The organism is Hydrogenophaga atypica (assembly GCF_042665215.1).
GTDB lineage: Bacteria > Pseudomonadota > Gammaproteobacteria > Burkholderiales > Burkholderiaceae_C > Hydrogenophaga > Hydrogenophaga defluvii_A.
Genome location: NZ_JBHTCA010000029.1, coordinates 30,605 through 44,213, shown reverse-complemented (window position 1 = coordinate 44,213; position 13,609 = coordinate 30,605). Strand labels below are relative to the sequence as shown.

Annotated in this window: 11 protein-coding genes and 1 pseudogene; 5 read left to right on the top strand and 7 right to left on the bottom strand. The window is 58.2% G+C overall.

Features of this window, described 5'->3' with window-relative positions; translation table 11 throughout:
• Window positions 1–483: 483 nt before the first annotated feature.
• Together ACFQPB_RS21060 and ACFQPB_RS21055 are read left to right on the top strand one after the other, a co-directional pair.
• Entirely contained in the window at window positions 484–1,470 is a 987-nt protein-coding gene (locus ACFQPB_RS21060; RefSeq protein WP_382227670.1) for a tyrosine-type recombinase/integrase, read from the top strand.
• 57 nt (window positions 1,471–1,527) lie between these two features.
• Window positions 1,528–1,986 carry an HU family DNA-binding protein gene (locus ACFQPB_RS21055; protein ID WP_382227667.1) on the top strand — a complete coding sequence of 153 codons (459 nt, stop codon included), beginning with the start codon at window positions 1,528–1,530 and terminating at the stop codon, window positions 1,984–1,986.
• A gap of 351 nt (window positions 1,987–2,337) precedes the next feature.
• Here the strand turns inward: ACFQPB_RS21055 and ACFQPB_RS21050 are convergent, their stop codons facing one another.
• From ACFQPB_RS21050 to ACFQPB_RS21035, 4 genes are all read right to left on the bottom strand, one after another.
• Entirely contained in the window at window positions 2,338–3,660 is a 1,323-nt protein-coding gene (locus ACFQPB_RS21050) for a type II toxin-antitoxin system HipA family toxin (protein WP_382227664.1), read from the bottom strand.
• Window position 3,661: 1 nt separating this feature from the next.
• A complete protein-coding gene (locus ACFQPB_RS21045) occupies window positions 3,662–4,030 on the bottom strand; it encodes an XRE family transcriptional regulator (RefSeq protein WP_382227661.1) in 369 nt (122 codons plus the stop codon).
• A gap of 422 nt (window positions 4,031–4,452) precedes the next feature.
• Entirely contained in the window at window positions 4,453–5,409 is a 957-nt protein-coding gene (locus ACFQPB_RS21040) for a nucleotidyl transferase AbiEii/AbiGii toxin family protein (RefSeq protein ID WP_382227658.1), read from the bottom strand.
• Window positions 5,406–6,143, bottom strand: coding sequence for a type IV toxin-antitoxin system AbiEi family antitoxin domain-containing protein (locus tag ACFQPB_RS21035; RefSeq protein ID WP_382227655.1), 738 nt, complete (start codon window positions 6,141–6,143; stop codon window positions 5,406–5,408). Before ACFQPB_RS21035 ends, ACFQPB_RS21040 begins: the two co-directional genes overlap by 4 nt.
• 154 nt (window positions 6,144–6,297) lie before the next feature.
• Between ACFQPB_RS21035 and ACFQPB_RS21030 the strand changes: the two are divergent.
• Window positions 6,298–6,537, top strand: a pseudogene (locus tag ACFQPB_RS21030) (type II toxin-antitoxin system HipA family toxin); the annotation flags it as partial.
• Between the two features lie 56 nt (window positions 6,538–6,593).
• Here the strand turns inward: ACFQPB_RS21030 and ACFQPB_RS21025 are convergent.
• The gene (locus ACFQPB_RS21025) at window positions 6,594–7,886 is read right to left on the bottom strand and encodes a hypothetical protein (protein ID WP_382227652.1); all 1,293 of its coding nucleotides are present in this window, start codon (window positions 7,884–7,886) and stop codon (window positions 6,594–6,596) included.
• Window positions 7,887–8,463: 577 nt separating this feature from the next.
• Between ACFQPB_RS21025 and ACFQPB_RS21020 the strand changes: the two genes are divergently transcribed.
• Together ACFQPB_RS21020 and ACFQPB_RS21015 are read left to right on the top strand one after the other, a co-directional pair.
• Window positions 8,464–9,660, top strand: coding sequence for a ParA family protein (locus tag ACFQPB_RS21020; RefSeq protein WP_382227650.1), 1,197 nt, complete (start codon window positions 8,464–8,466; stop codon window positions 9,658–9,660).
• A gap of 14 nt (window positions 9,661–9,674) precedes the next feature.
• On the top strand, window positions 9,675–10,718 hold the full coding sequence (locus ACFQPB_RS21015; RefSeq protein ID WP_382227647.1) for a ParB/RepB/Spo0J family partition protein: 1,044 nt from the start codon (window positions 9,675–9,677) through the stop codon (window positions 10,716–10,718).
• A 227-nt stretch (window positions 10,719–10,945) separates the two neighbouring features.
• Here ACFQPB_RS21015 and ACFQPB_RS21010 read toward each other — a convergent pair whose 3' ends face one another.
• The gene (locus ACFQPB_RS21010) at window positions 10,946–11,485 is read right to left on the bottom strand and encodes a tyrosine-type recombinase/integrase (RefSeq protein WP_382227644.1); all 540 of its coding nucleotides are present in this window, start codon (window positions 11,483–11,485) and stop codon (window positions 10,946–10,948) included.
• A 196-nt stretch (window positions 11,486–11,681) separates the two neighbouring features.
• Entirely contained in the window at window positions 11,682–13,556 is a 1,875-nt protein-coding gene (locus ACFQPB_RS21005; protein ID WP_382227641.1) for a tyrosine-type recombinase/integrase, read from the bottom strand.
• Window positions 13,557–13,609 lie beyond the last annotated feature (53 nt).

The window sequence follows — 13,609 nt, the reverse complement described above, 5'->3', positions numbered from 1 at the left end:
CGCCACGAATCGCAGATTTGAAAGTGAACAGGAAAGTCAATGAAATCAACGATCTACCAACACCACCTCCGCGCCAGTGCTAGCTTTTCGTACCGTCACTTATTGCACTGAAAACGAGGAGACCCCTCTATGCGCAAGCCTAGACACATGGAGTCTGAGATGCAGAGCCGAGTCAGTCCAAAACGCGCTGGTCCGGATCACAGCATCCTTCCTCCCAGCAGAGCTCCCGCACCACTACTTTGGCAGAGTGCCGCGATCGGTTTCATTCCAAGTCAATAAAAACAAGACTTACCACATTTGCTTGAATAGAACACTGACCAACGCTGTTGGCAGGCACCGAGCTCCCAAAAAAGACGTGCATGTACTGTGCCAACTATTAAGTGGTAAGTCTTGTTTTATGATTCAATGTCGATCATTGAAACGCAAAAACTGAGACCTGGCCTTGGCAATTGGTCTGCCCCAACGTTTCCATTTTTGTTGACCATGACCCCCACCCAGCTGCTTGATGATTGGCTGACCGAACGCGAGAACGCTTACTACGATCCACTCTCACGCGGGGCCGCCCTGCCCTACGCGTTCATTTGGAAAAAGTGGATCGACTGGCTCACCACCGCCAGCCCGTCGCGCTCACGGACGAACCAAGCGCTCGACTACCTGAACATCAGCCAGGAAGATGCCCTGGCTTTTTTGACCTACGGGCCCTCCCCTGCTTCCAAACGCCAGGGGCTGTCCCGCAGCCGCAAGATCTCGCCCGTCACCCGTCTGCGCTACGCCGAGGTCCTGACCCGCATCTATTCGCATGCCGTGCAGCGCGGCCTCTTGGTCGAGCACCCCTTCAAGGGCAACCTGGTCGCACAGCGCCCCACGGAGCGTGAACGCGGCGGCCAGGTTTTGCCGCCTGGGGTATTCGAGGCCTTGCAACTACTCCCATCCTCTGCGCCCTCCCCTGTCGATGCCCGGGATGCGGCCATCGTTCACCTTCTGCTGGAATGTGGCCTGACCTCGGGCGAGCTGTGCTCGCTCCAGCTCAAGCACGTCCGAAAGAACACTCAAGCGCCAGGCCAGTTTCTTCTCAAAGTCGATGGCCCGCGGCGTGCGCAACGCCGGGAGGTTTCCACCGCTTGTGAGGCTGGGCCCGCCTTGCAGCACTGGCTGAACTGCCGCGATTCGCTCGGCAAACCAAGCACGTATCTGTTCCGCTCCACCAAACATGACCGCTTAAGTAAACAAACGCTGTTTGCATTGGTCTACCACCAGGTCGAAGCTGCGTGTGTGTCGGTTGGGGCGCCCTGCCTTGGTCATGTGGGTCCAGGCGTGATCCGCAACACGGTGATCGTCAGACGGTGGCGCGCAGGTGTTGAGCCCGCTGAGATCTGCAAGGCGCTGGGCCTTCAAGATGCCAAGAGCCTGCTGAGAGGATTGGGGCACCACCTCGAAGATCCAGTCTCACAAGGCGCGCACCTAGAATGAGGCCGGTCTCGATCAGGCGGTCCTGACCTTCACCACAACATCACAATTCAAACTCCAATGGCAACTGCAAAAAAATTGGCGCCCGCAAAGGCCGCACCCAAGTCCACCAAACCTGTGGCCAAGCCGGCCGCCAAAGCTGCAGCGACTACCTCAGCAAAGGCCGCGGCAAAAGCTGCGCCCGCCAAACCAGCGGCCGCACTCAAACCCATCAAGGAAGCCTTCAACAAGACCACGCTGGCCGCACACCTGGCGGCCACCTCGGGTGTGGATGTCAAGTCGGTGCGCGCTGTCATGGCCGCGCTTGAGAATACGGTGCTGGCGTCGGTCCACAAAAAAGGCGCGGGTGCCTTCACCCTTCCCGGCATGGTCCGTGTTGCCGTTCAGCAAGTGCCGGCCAAAAAAGCGCGCAAGGGCATCGATCCGTTCACCAAGGAAGAACGCGTGTTCAAGGCCAAGCCGGCCAGCGTCAAGTTGAAGGCGCGCTTTTTCAAGAAGCTCAAGGACGCTGCGCTGTAAACGCCAGTGCATTTCCACAATCGGTCCCGTCCGGGGCCGGGTTGTGGAATCGGACCCGTGGGTTGGCTGCACGCCCATGCATCGCCAGGATGTGTGTTCACAGCAGAAGTAATCGCCAACTTCGTGATCTGGCGGCCGATTGTCAGATGTGCGCCACCTGGCTCGGCATCACATGAATCATGTGTCTGCTGCGCTTGTTCAACATTTGACAATTCAAGTACATTCCTCAGTGGGCGTTTTGCGCCCCCGGCTTCACCTCCCTGAGCCGGTCCGCATCATGCGGATTGCAAGCCTGGCCCTGTGCCAGGCTTCTTTTTTGGAACCTAGCGCTACCGACCCGCGTCGACAAAGTCAGGGTCGAAACGGACTGCGCCGCCCGCCCTTCCCTCCTCTGGGCTTGGCGACCAAATATCGGTTTGGATCGAAATCGCTGCGTTGTCTCAGCAACTCGTCGCCATCAATGAAGGTGGCCAGGTGCTCGATGTCCACGGCAGACACGCCCACTTTCGCAAAGTGTGCCTGCCAGGTGTTCACCACCGCAATGACTCGAACCACCTCCTCGGCGGCCTCTGCGGGCGAGAGGCCGAAGGCCTCGCATTCGGACATGGCATTGTCCAAAGTGGCGTCGTGGCCCTGTGCACCACAGTTGAACTCCTGGTAGCCCTGCCCCGAGTTGCTTGGCAACACGTCGTAGGCCCGGGCAAGTTTCAGTCGACCGTTGCCATGGGGGTTGACCACCAGCAAGGCGTGGTTCTTTTCGTGGTCATCGGTGTTGTCCATCAGGATGTTGAACACCATGCGCCGGAACAACTCCCTTGCGTCGCGCTGGTTCACATTGCCCTGGGCCACGCCAACCCGGCGCAGAATCCGGGCCAGTTCGGGATAGCCCATCTGAGGCTCAAGCCCGGTGGGCGTGCCAGCCCTGATCGCGGTGCCCGCAGAGATGCTGTGAATCCGCAGCCCTCGCTCACGGTCGAACCGTCGAATCGCCACCGCGTTGAACCCCGCGAGCGGGATGATCTGTGTCTGGGCAACCGTGATGCCTGCCTGGCCAGCCAAGGTCATCGTGGCGTGTTCGACCAGGGGTGTATCCACCGGTTCGTTGTTGAAAAACTTGATGACCCAAGGCTCGCCGTTGATGTTGATGAGCGCCTTGGGCTTGGCCCCGCCCAAGGGACTGCCGCCACCAGCAATGATCCGGGCCTCGATCTCCGACAGTGGTTGGGACGCTTCGATCTTGCCGACCACCTCACTCAAATGCTGGGCGTCTTCCAGGCGAGGCAATGGACCACCTGCGCGCGGCAAGTAGGTTTCTGGCGAGGTGGAAACTCCGAGAGCACCGAAGCGCTCGTCGCCGGCGTAGTACAGGTACTCCATCAAGGACAAACGCTTGGGCTTGTCCACGAAACGGATGACCTTTTCTCCCCAACGGTCCGGCCTTGCATCGTCTACCGCGCCCACGGCGCGCTGCGTCTCTGCCATCAGGCGACCCGGGGGCATGAACTCGGTGTCGATCAGGGGCAAGTCTTCGCTGAGTGCAAAGCCCGACGCCAGCCACTCGGGGGCATAGCGCAGCGATACGCCTTTACCGGCGGAGACCAGATGCAGTGCCCCCACGTACCGCGGCTGGCTCGGATCTGCCAAGTACCAAAGGTAGAGCTCGTCAAGACGCATTTCAGGCCTTGCCTCGTTCCGCGCTCAAACGAGCAACGGCAGCCGCCTGGGCCCGGGCTTTGCCCAATGCCACGGCCTCGCGCACATCCATTTCAATGGCACCCCGATCGTGCTCCGGGGCTGCGAGCATGCCCAGTTCGCCATCGCGTTGAATGAGCCAGAGTGCGGTGGCCACGATGCCGATGCCTACGCCAGGGTCCCCTGCTTCCAGGCGCTGCAACGTGGGGATCGATACCCCCATGCGCTGCGCCCAGGTCTTGAGTGATTCCTTGCGGCGCAGGCGCGCCACGGCCAGGTCGGCGCCGAGCTTTTCAATGGCGGCCTGGGTGGCGGGCGGCAGTTGCTGCAGCGCACGTGCGGTTTTGGGCATAAATATAGATTGTATCGATAGCCGACCAAAAGTAAATATCTATATTTACGTATGCTGTCCTGAGGAACGATTTGCGCTCAAACCCAGCATCTTGAAGTCAGCCTGATCTTGCGGACCAGCTGCGAACATCGACGCCCACTCAGGAATGAACAACCCATGGGCTGAGGGGGCCTGTTGCCCTGCCCCGCAGCCGGCCCATCGATCGCTCCAATTCATCTGAAAAACAGCTATTGTTGTTTTAGCTGAAATTCAGATTCTCATGGTCACACCCTCCCCTCCCCAGACACTGCTGACTGCATTGCAGCTCGGTCAGCTGCTCAAGGCGGCTCGCAAGCATCGCAATCTCACGGAATCGGTGGTGGCGGACACTGCCACTTCGCACTGTGCAATGCGTCTGTCGTGCGCTCCCTCGGCATCCTTGCTCACTCCTGCTGCCTGGGTGGTGTCGCACCGTCGTTGAGACCGCCTGCGGTCAACCTCTCGGCCAGCAGATCAGATTGTTCGGCAAATTTCTTCAGATTGCTTTTTCGCAATTGCGCCAGGTTCTGCAACTTCCATCGCACGCCCGGCAGCTGTTCGACGTGGTCGATGCCCAGGAGCTCCCACTCGGGTGTGCCAGCGACCAGTGATAGTAAAAAACGCCGCTCCTCCTCGTCCAATCCCAGCGGGATCTCGCGCACCAACCGCTCACGAGCTGCGAGCAATGCGTCCAATGGCACTGGCTCGGTCGTCATTCCCAGGAAGTTGAACTTGTAGTCATGCCGGATGTCCCGCAGCGGCGGGAACAAGACTTCATGCAGCGGCCGATTGCTGCAAGCCAGGTAGACCACGAAAGCTCGACGAATTCCGGGCGTGATGCCCTCGTGCTCGAAAAGCTGCATCACGTCAAACAGGTCGCGCGGGTGCTGCCTGTCCAACGCCGCCACCAGCTTGCCACCGTACATGTCCTCCAGCGACACCACCGGGATCTCCAAGTCAGCCATGAGCACATCACGGGCGGTTGATGTGAGAGATGCCTGGCGCACCGGCCGCACTGTGCCCCGCATCACGAAGTTCACCTCGATCTTGACTTGCACTGAACCACGGCGCACCAACAGCTTGGTCTCCCCTTCTGCAGCCGCTGGCGCATGGGTCTGAAATCCAACCTTATTCAGGCGCTCGGCTGCCCGCCGGACGGCCTCGTTGATGTGCACCAGCGCCTCGTCACGTGGCAGCGTGTGGTCAGGAAAGACCAGATCGAGGTCCACCGACAGGCGCGGCATGTCGCGAACGAAGAGGTTGATCGCTGTTCCGCCCTTCAACGCGAACGTGTCGTCCACGAAAACCAGCGGGGCCACCTGCGTCAGCAAGCGCGCGGTATCAAGATAAGTCTTGTTCATGGTTTAAGCACCAACAGGCCATCGGCTGATCGTGACACCCAAGGCCGGTCGCTGCCCGTTGGCAACATAGCCGAATCGAGCTTAGCGGCCCAAGGTAGCGATGCCTCTCGGCCGAGTTGCAGACACAGCCGCACGGTCTTGACGCTCGTGCAACGCTGAAGCAGTTCGCGCAGCACATCGACGCGCAAGTTGTAGGCGTTCTCCACAAGTTCACGGGCTTCCTGGAGCGGCTGGCGCACCCCCACGTCGCTCAGCAGTTCCAGCAGCGCGCGCTCTGGCGCTGATACCTGTGGCGCGCCATTTCGTTTCTCAAACGGATCTACATGCAGCAACGCGCCAGGCTGTTCATCGAACAACCGCTTGCGGTGGTACTCAGCCGGAAAACGATCGGTGAACCAATCAGGCAGCTGCCCTGCCACCCAGCCGTACAGGTGCAACACCGGCTGCTGTGCCACGTACTGGCGCACGCCATACCAATCCAGTGCCGACTTGCCACCAACGTGCAGGCCCGCAAGCCGACGCTGCAGCAGCGTCAGGCTCGGATGCAAGGCCAGGGTATCGTTGGGACGGCAAAAAACCCCTCGCGTCAAGCGCATGAGCCAGCCTGCGCGCACGTAGTGCACTGCCAAGTCTGCAGAGATACCCAAGCCCGCCAAGTCTTCCGAGGTCAGCGGCGTTCCCGGTGGCAAACGGGTATAGAGTGCCTTTAGCTTGCTCTGTCCAGTCGCAGTCATACTACGATTAAAACACTTATTCCAAATTTGTGTCAGTTTCGATTAGATCGACGAATCGTAGTTCAGCTACGATATCTACCATCTTTCTAAGGAATCACTTGACGTGTCATCCGCGATTCCTTGTCACGTCGCTGCAAACACGTCCATCTCCCTAAACGCGCAGTACCTGAGCCACATCCACCACATAAAACGCCGGCATTTCAACAGCACAGCAAAAAAGGTCGGTTTCGGAGAAAGCGCTGAAACCCTGCTCGAAGAATTAATCGCACGAACGCCCGAAGTGGTCGCGCAGGTGCAAGCAGAGCTGCCAGTCGGTTTTTCCGAGCGCGTGGCAGACAAGGTCCTGGGTGGGTTGTTGAAGTCAGCCCGGTCGCTCGGTCAATCCGGAGGCTGAGTCCATCAGAGGAACTCGCCAACATGCGCATCACGACGACGCAGTCAGCTGCTGCATCACACCTGAGTCGCCAAATAGGCGTCGACCATTGCTTGCATAGCAGGTCCCGCTTGCCATTTCCCTTCTGCGAGTCGTTTCGTTATCGAAGGCGTGGCTGTACCTCGGGCCGTCAGCATCTTCAGTGCTTCCCTCGCAAGCTGTTGTTGCTGCTCAGGAGAAAGCTCCAGAACAGCTTCCTTTGCAGTGCGGATGCGTATCGCCTCGTCAGAGAGATGGGCCTCGGCCACAGATTCTGATCTCTCAGATGGAATCACATCCGGTACCGAACTTCGGGTGGACTCCCCAGAGACCATTTGCCTTGTTTCATTCAGCACCTTCCTGAAATAGGCCCTGGGGTTTTCGAGCTCAGCAAGGTCTGTACGCCCTGCCCTTGCCTCGGCACGATCCATAGCTACCTTGACCACGGTCTCCGACGTTCCAGCCGCGACAGCACCAACAACGTCATGTAGAGGCACTCCAAGGCGGACTGCCTGTGCCGCAGTCTCCACGCTCACCTGTGTCGCGAGCTTCTGCGTCCGCATGCTGGCCTTCATTTGTACAGCCATCTGCACTGCGGAGACGGCAAGACCTCGCTTTTGCTCTTTAAGGTCGATCTGCAGGTCGGTTTTTTCGTTGATTTCTGCAATGGCTTTCAAGACATGCTCAGCTTTGAACTTCCGCCATTCGCGAAGCTTTCGCTGCCCGGTCACCTTGTCAATGGGTGCACTAGAAGGTGACAGAGCCTCTACCCACCACTCCGGAGGATTCGAGCTAGTGACCCCTCGAGGGTTCGTTTTGTACCGGGCACAAATTTCGTAAAGTGCCACAGCTGCATAGCTCTTCAAGTCGCAAAGCCGTTCCAAGTCTATCGACGTGAAAAACTGCGGATCGTGTAGCGCTTCCGTGATCCGTTCTGGTAGCGCCCACTTCAGCCACAAGTGTTGCCCCCGCCTTTCGATCTTCGGCAGAACGATCAGCCGCATGATCTCCCATGCAACGCCCTGGCTTTGATCAGGGGCCTCCCAGTCAACTTTCACGGCCTCCAACTCCGTCAGATACTTTTTCGCGAGCGAAAACAGATTGGATGAGCCTCGCTCGACTGGTCGGACGATTTCATCCAGCCGGCATTCGAAGACAGGCAAACCGCCTTTCTCAGAGCTTTCGTCAGCAGCGCGTCGAAGCAATTGTTGCTGACTGGTATGCAAAACCACGTTGTACAGCTTACGGCTGGCTGCAGTGAGCTTGCCGAGCCGAGGCACGATCACCAGCGTCTGGTTTGGCTTTCTGAGTATTTTTGCTGGCTGCTCCATGTGTCCAGTATAAGCTCAAACTTGGACAGCAAGTCTCGGTCATTCCGCTTGCTATAAAAAGCTGGACAGTCTTCCCCTTTTCTGCGCCAAGCAGACTCTAAAAACCTGGACAGGTTGCCAATGGCGCGACCCAAATAGTCGTGGTTCTGCTTGCTATGGCTCGCCACGCTGTCACCAGTCTGGTAGTTATTTCACGATGTGGAAGCGGCCATCTGATGCTGACCATCGATAACAAGCTGGACGGGTGTGTATACAACGCTGGACGAGAAGGTATAAAAACCCGGACGGAGCCGTATAGAAGCCCGGACACAAGAAATCTTTAAGTTGTTGTTTCCATTGTGAAAAATCACGTTGTCCACAGGCTTAAAGGTATTCAAGACTTTTCTTCAAGATTAGTAGAGACAAGAGGGTAAGGGTTTTTGACCGAAAAACAGCATCCAACCGTGTCGTGGCCCCTCGGAATCCTCAACACTTCGTCAGAAGTTTTCTTCCTGGAAGCAACACCGCCAGCTTTCATCCGTTCTTCGTTTCTGGCCTAATACGCGGTATTTTGATGAACCGCGTTTTGTAGGCTGACATGAACCCACTATTCCCCTCGATTGATCTTGCATCGTTGACCGAAGTTGCCAGCAGATCAGCATCTGTTGTTCAGCAAGTTCGGACGAGTATGTTGGCACCCCAAGCGCGGAAGATACCGCCGACCTTCAACTCGGCTCAGCTCGCTGAACTGATTGGGGTTGATGTGCAAAAGGTCAACTACCTGGCAAAACGTGGCGATCTCCCTTCTGGCGACCGTGAGGGTGCAAGTCGCCGCGAGTGGAGCCTGGCTGAAACGCGCGTTTGGTCACGACAGTTGCTCAACAATCGCCGAGATGCATCTACAGGCGCTGGCGTCACCATCACAGTGGCGAACTTCAAAGGAGGAGTCAGCAAGACGACATCCGCAGCGGCCCTCGCACAAGGACTCAGCTTGCGTGGTCACAAGGTACTGGTTGTAGATTGTGATCCGCAGGGAAGTCTTACGACGCTCTTTGGCGTCTTGCCGGACACTGAGGTCGAAGAAGAAAACACGATCCTTCCCCTCTGCGCCGGTGATACTGATTCAATCATGTCTGCAGTCACTCCTACGTATTGGGATGGCATCGACTTGGTAGCCGCCGCACCTCTTTTGTTCAACGCAGAATTTTTGCTCCCATCTCGACAAAAATCAGAGAATGGATTTCAGTTTTGGCGAGTTCTTGACAGTGGCCTTGATGAAGCGCGCGACGTGTACGACGTCATCATCATCGACACCCCCCCTTCCCTCTCCTACATCACGATCAACGCCCTTATCGCCGCTGACGGCGTGTTGATGCCCTTGCCTCCCAATGCTTTGGACTTTGCATCAAGTGCACAGTTCTGGTCGTTGTTTACCGATGTCTGTGGGAACTTGTTTGGCGACAAAGGTGAGACGAAAAAGTATCACTTTGTTGATGTTGTCTTGTCTCGCGTGGATCGCCAGGACGTGGTCAGTACGGCTGTCCGAGAGTGGATTGTCAGCGCGTACGGTCCAAAGGTAATACCTGTCGAGATTCCGAAGACATCAATTGCTGCGACGGCATCTGCGGAGTTTGGAACGGTCTATGACCTTTCCCCCGGCAGTACTCAAGCGAAAACACTAAAAAGAGCACGGGACGCTTATGACCAGTTGGTTCAGTATGTCGAAGCGCAGATCATGGGCGTTTGGGAATACAACGCTCAAAAGCACCGCGAGATGCTTGGCAAGGGTGAGTGAATCGGAGGCTTCATATGAGTAAGAAACTGTCTGTCCGTGATCGAGCTTTGTTGGCTGTCAAGACCCAACCTGAGTCATTTGCACCAATCGATGTGGCCACCATGCAAAACACGGACCGGAACGTGACGCTGGTTCGTGCAAAAACAGGGCCCGGAGCCATGCTGACCCACTTGGCAAAGGAGAGTGAGGTTCAGAAGGAAAACCAGGCCCTCAAAGACGAGCTCAAGGTCTGGTCTGATTCTCTGCCAGTTAAGCGACTTGACGCTGCGGTCGTGAAACCTTCGCGCTGGGCCAATCGTTTGGAGGGCAGCTTCGAATCAGAAGAGTTTGAACAGTTGAAGCGTGAGATTGAGTCCGCTGGTGGGAATGTCCAGCCGATCAAGGTTCGTCCTATCGCCGCGTCCGATCCACAAGAGTACGAAATTGTTTATGGGCACCGGAGGCACCGTGCATGTTTGGCCTTGGGCCTGCCGGTTGCTGCTCAGATCGAACCCCTGACCGAGCGGGCGTTGTTCATCGAAATGGAGCGTGAGAATCGGCAGCGCGCTGACCTTCGCCCGTACGAACAGGGCCTCATGTATCGGCGGGCATTGGATGCTGGCTTGTTCTCGTCGCTGCGGATGCTTGCCAATGATATTGGCGAAGACCCGGGGAAGGTAAGCAAGGCTTTGGCATTGGCTCGTTTGCCCGATGAAGTTGTCCGAGCCTTCCCGTCTCCTTTGGATTTGCAGTTTCGCTGGTCCAAACCGCTGTCCGATGCATGCGAGAAAGACCCACAACTATTGCTCAAGCGTGCTCAGTCAATACAGGCAGGCGGTAAAACGCTCCCTGCTGCGAAAGTTCTTGAGGTCCTGCTCGGCGGCTCCGAGGAGGGTGTTGAACGGTTCAACACCCCCCCGAAGTCAGTCGATGTGCGTGCGAACGGTAAACGCGTAGCGACAGTCAAGTTGGATGCTTCTGGGCATGCGAGTGTCGCGTTTGAGCTTCATGTGGTGAAGTCGAAGGACTTGAAGAAGCTCGCAGAAATGGTCCAGGCGTTTGTAAGCGCTACCGAATGAGTAGCGGTGTTGAACGGTTCAACACCCCAAAAAAAGAGTAAGTTGATCCTCGTGCGGACAGTAAGTAGTTGGCGATAGTTAGGTGCCGAGGTCTGTTGATATCTGCTCAGCTCTTGATTGCCGGAATGCTGAGGCCAAGAGGTGTTCCGAGGTAGTGGGTAGATTCATCGTGGCCAAGGTGCGCGAAGGGTGTTGAACCGTTCAACACCTGGGCGTTCAATAAGACGTCATTGCTGGTTGCGTCGTCGATCCTGTACCCCGATCCGGCGCCTCAATGGTGAAAAGTTTCGCGGGAGCAAATTTGTGGTTGATGAGGGCGAAATGCCAGCGTGGCGCTGTTGCCTACCCAGCTTCCCGGGCGTATCAATCACCCCATTAGTCTGGATAGACTTCGATGGATTGATGGGGTTTGATTGCAGACACTTTTGCCTAAGCCGCCCGTTGGACTTGGTGGCCCAGTGCGTGTTGGGATGTGAGGCGTAGGCGGTTGTGCGCAGTCTCAGAACAATGCGCAGATTTGCTTGGTTGAACGCCTTCTGCAGCTCGCCCGCGCGCCGACCCAGCAGCGCACGCCTGTACAAACTCGTCGTGATGGCACTGGAGCTGTGCCCCATCTGAGCCTGCATCACGTCGACGGGAACGGCGCTGGTAACACCTCGCGTGCCGAACGTGTGACGCAGCCAATGAGTGGATGCCCGGCTGAGTTTCAGCCGTTCTTTGGCAGGCAACTCCGCCTGCGCAATTGCCTTGGGAATCCAGCTTCGCACGTTCCTAAAGGGGTTCTCGCGAAGTCGAAGGAGCCGCAAGATTTCAAACCCAAGCTACCGGCCAGCGATGTTTTCAGGCGACTCACCGAGCAGGGGTGGAAACGTTCCACGCCCCAGGCTATTGATTGGAGCTGGGGTGGCGTTGACTGCAAACTTCCCCCTCCATGTCTCCTGTTGAGGTGCGTAAGCGGTGTGTTTAGTTGAACGCCTTCTGCAGTTCGCTCGCACGCCGACTCAGCGGCGCACGCCCATACAAGCCCGTCGTGATGGCACTGGAGCTGTGACCCATCTGGGCCTGCAGCACATCGATGGGAACGCCCCTGGCAACACCCCGTGTGCCGAACGTGTGCCGCAACCAATGGGTGGACGCCCGGCTAAGTTTCAGGCGTTCTTTGGCAGGCAACTCTGCCTGTGCAATCGCCTTGGAAATCCAGCTCCTCACGTGTTTGTACAGCGCCTGGTAGGTGACGGGCTCCATCGCATCTGACACGTTAGCGAGGAGGGGGGCGTGTGGTGGTGCGGTCTCAACACCATCCAGCCCACGCTCGCTTAAGTAGCGCTGAAGCGCGGCAAACGCCTGGCCTGGAAGGGCGACCACACGGCGCCGGTTGCCCTTGCCAGTGACGTGCATGAACCACCCCTCGGGCTCCTTGTGGATGTCGCCCAGGGTGGCCGAAAGCAATTCTGCCGAGCGCAAACCGACGGCTTCCATGAACCGCAAAATGAAGCGAATCCGGTCCCGGGCAGGGGAGGGCGCTTGGGCTTCGACGAAGCGCAAAACCTCTTGCATGGCGGCCTCGCTGAAGGCCTTGGAATCCAGCAACCCGGTTTCTGAGGTGGCATGTGTCAGACCACTGGCTTCCTTGGCGTTGATCAGTGCCCAGGGCGATCCGTGGATGTAGCGCGCACTGTGCAACCAGCTGAACAACGCACTGACCACGGTCAGTGCCTGGTGCTTGCTGGCCGCGCTGAGTTGACCTCGGAATGGCGCCCACCCGATGTCACCCGGACTGGCCTTGCGTCGCGAGATCCAGTGCGCTGGGATGTCCCCCAAAAACACCGCATAGGCCGAGCAGTCCTCAACGCGCATGCGCTTGAAATCCAATCCACCCCGTTCACGCTGCAGCCACAGCATCAACCGGTGCGCTTCGCGCCTGAAACACTTCGCCGTCGCGTCAGAACCCGAGCGCGCCACGATCCAGGCCTCGACCGCGTCTGCATCCGATCGGGCATCGAGCAGCGGGGCAGGGGAGGGGGAGGGCGCCAAGCCCGGGTTTTGGGTCTGTAAGTCCCTTTTTTCAGAAAAAGGACGCGAATAGAGGCCCTCAGAGGCGTTTTCAGGGGCTGAGGCCACCTTGGTATTGCCGGCCTCGAAAAAATCGCTCCTGGCGCGTTCTGAGAGGTCGATTTTTGACCTCTCCACCAGCCTGAAGACCGTCAAAGAGGGCCTTGGCAGGCCCGGCAAGAGCCCGTTGAGGTGTCTTTCGATCCGTCGTGCCTTCGTCTGGCCAATCCCCGCCAGCGCCCTGTACCAGCGACCGCCAGCGTGGATGCGCGCATGCAGATCGCCCAGGTTCACGATGCCTGCCCCGATCAGCTTCTTGGCGGTCACTTCATCAAACCAGCCGTTCACCAAATCGGTGGGGGAAGGCGTCTCGGCCGCTTGCGCTTGCAGGCGCTGGATCAGATCGATCTGGCGCTGCCGCAGTTTCACTCGGCGATCCGCGCGCAGGTCGGTGGGAAATTCCTCCTGGTACATCGCCAGGACCTCGGCCTCGCTCCAACCGTCCAGGTCGCGCTGCGCCACAAATGCGTCCAGGCTGGGGGCAGCACCTTGCGCCTTGGTCGAGATGGTCAGCCCGATGAGGCGCCAGGCCGACTCGCCGCGCCGGCGCGCGATGGCGCGCACCGCATCGATCGTCTCCTCATGAGCACTGTGCGCCTGGTGGCCATGCTCGATGCCGAGGTAGCGCCGGGCGCTTTCCAGGACGGGGATGCCTTCGGCCACGGCCCGCAGGTGGGCAAAGTGGTGGGGCCCCAGGCGGCGGACGTAGGCCTTTGATGGACTCACCGTCAATGCTCCAAGCCGGCAAGGGCAGGGCGCCTAGCCGTCAAGCGGACGTG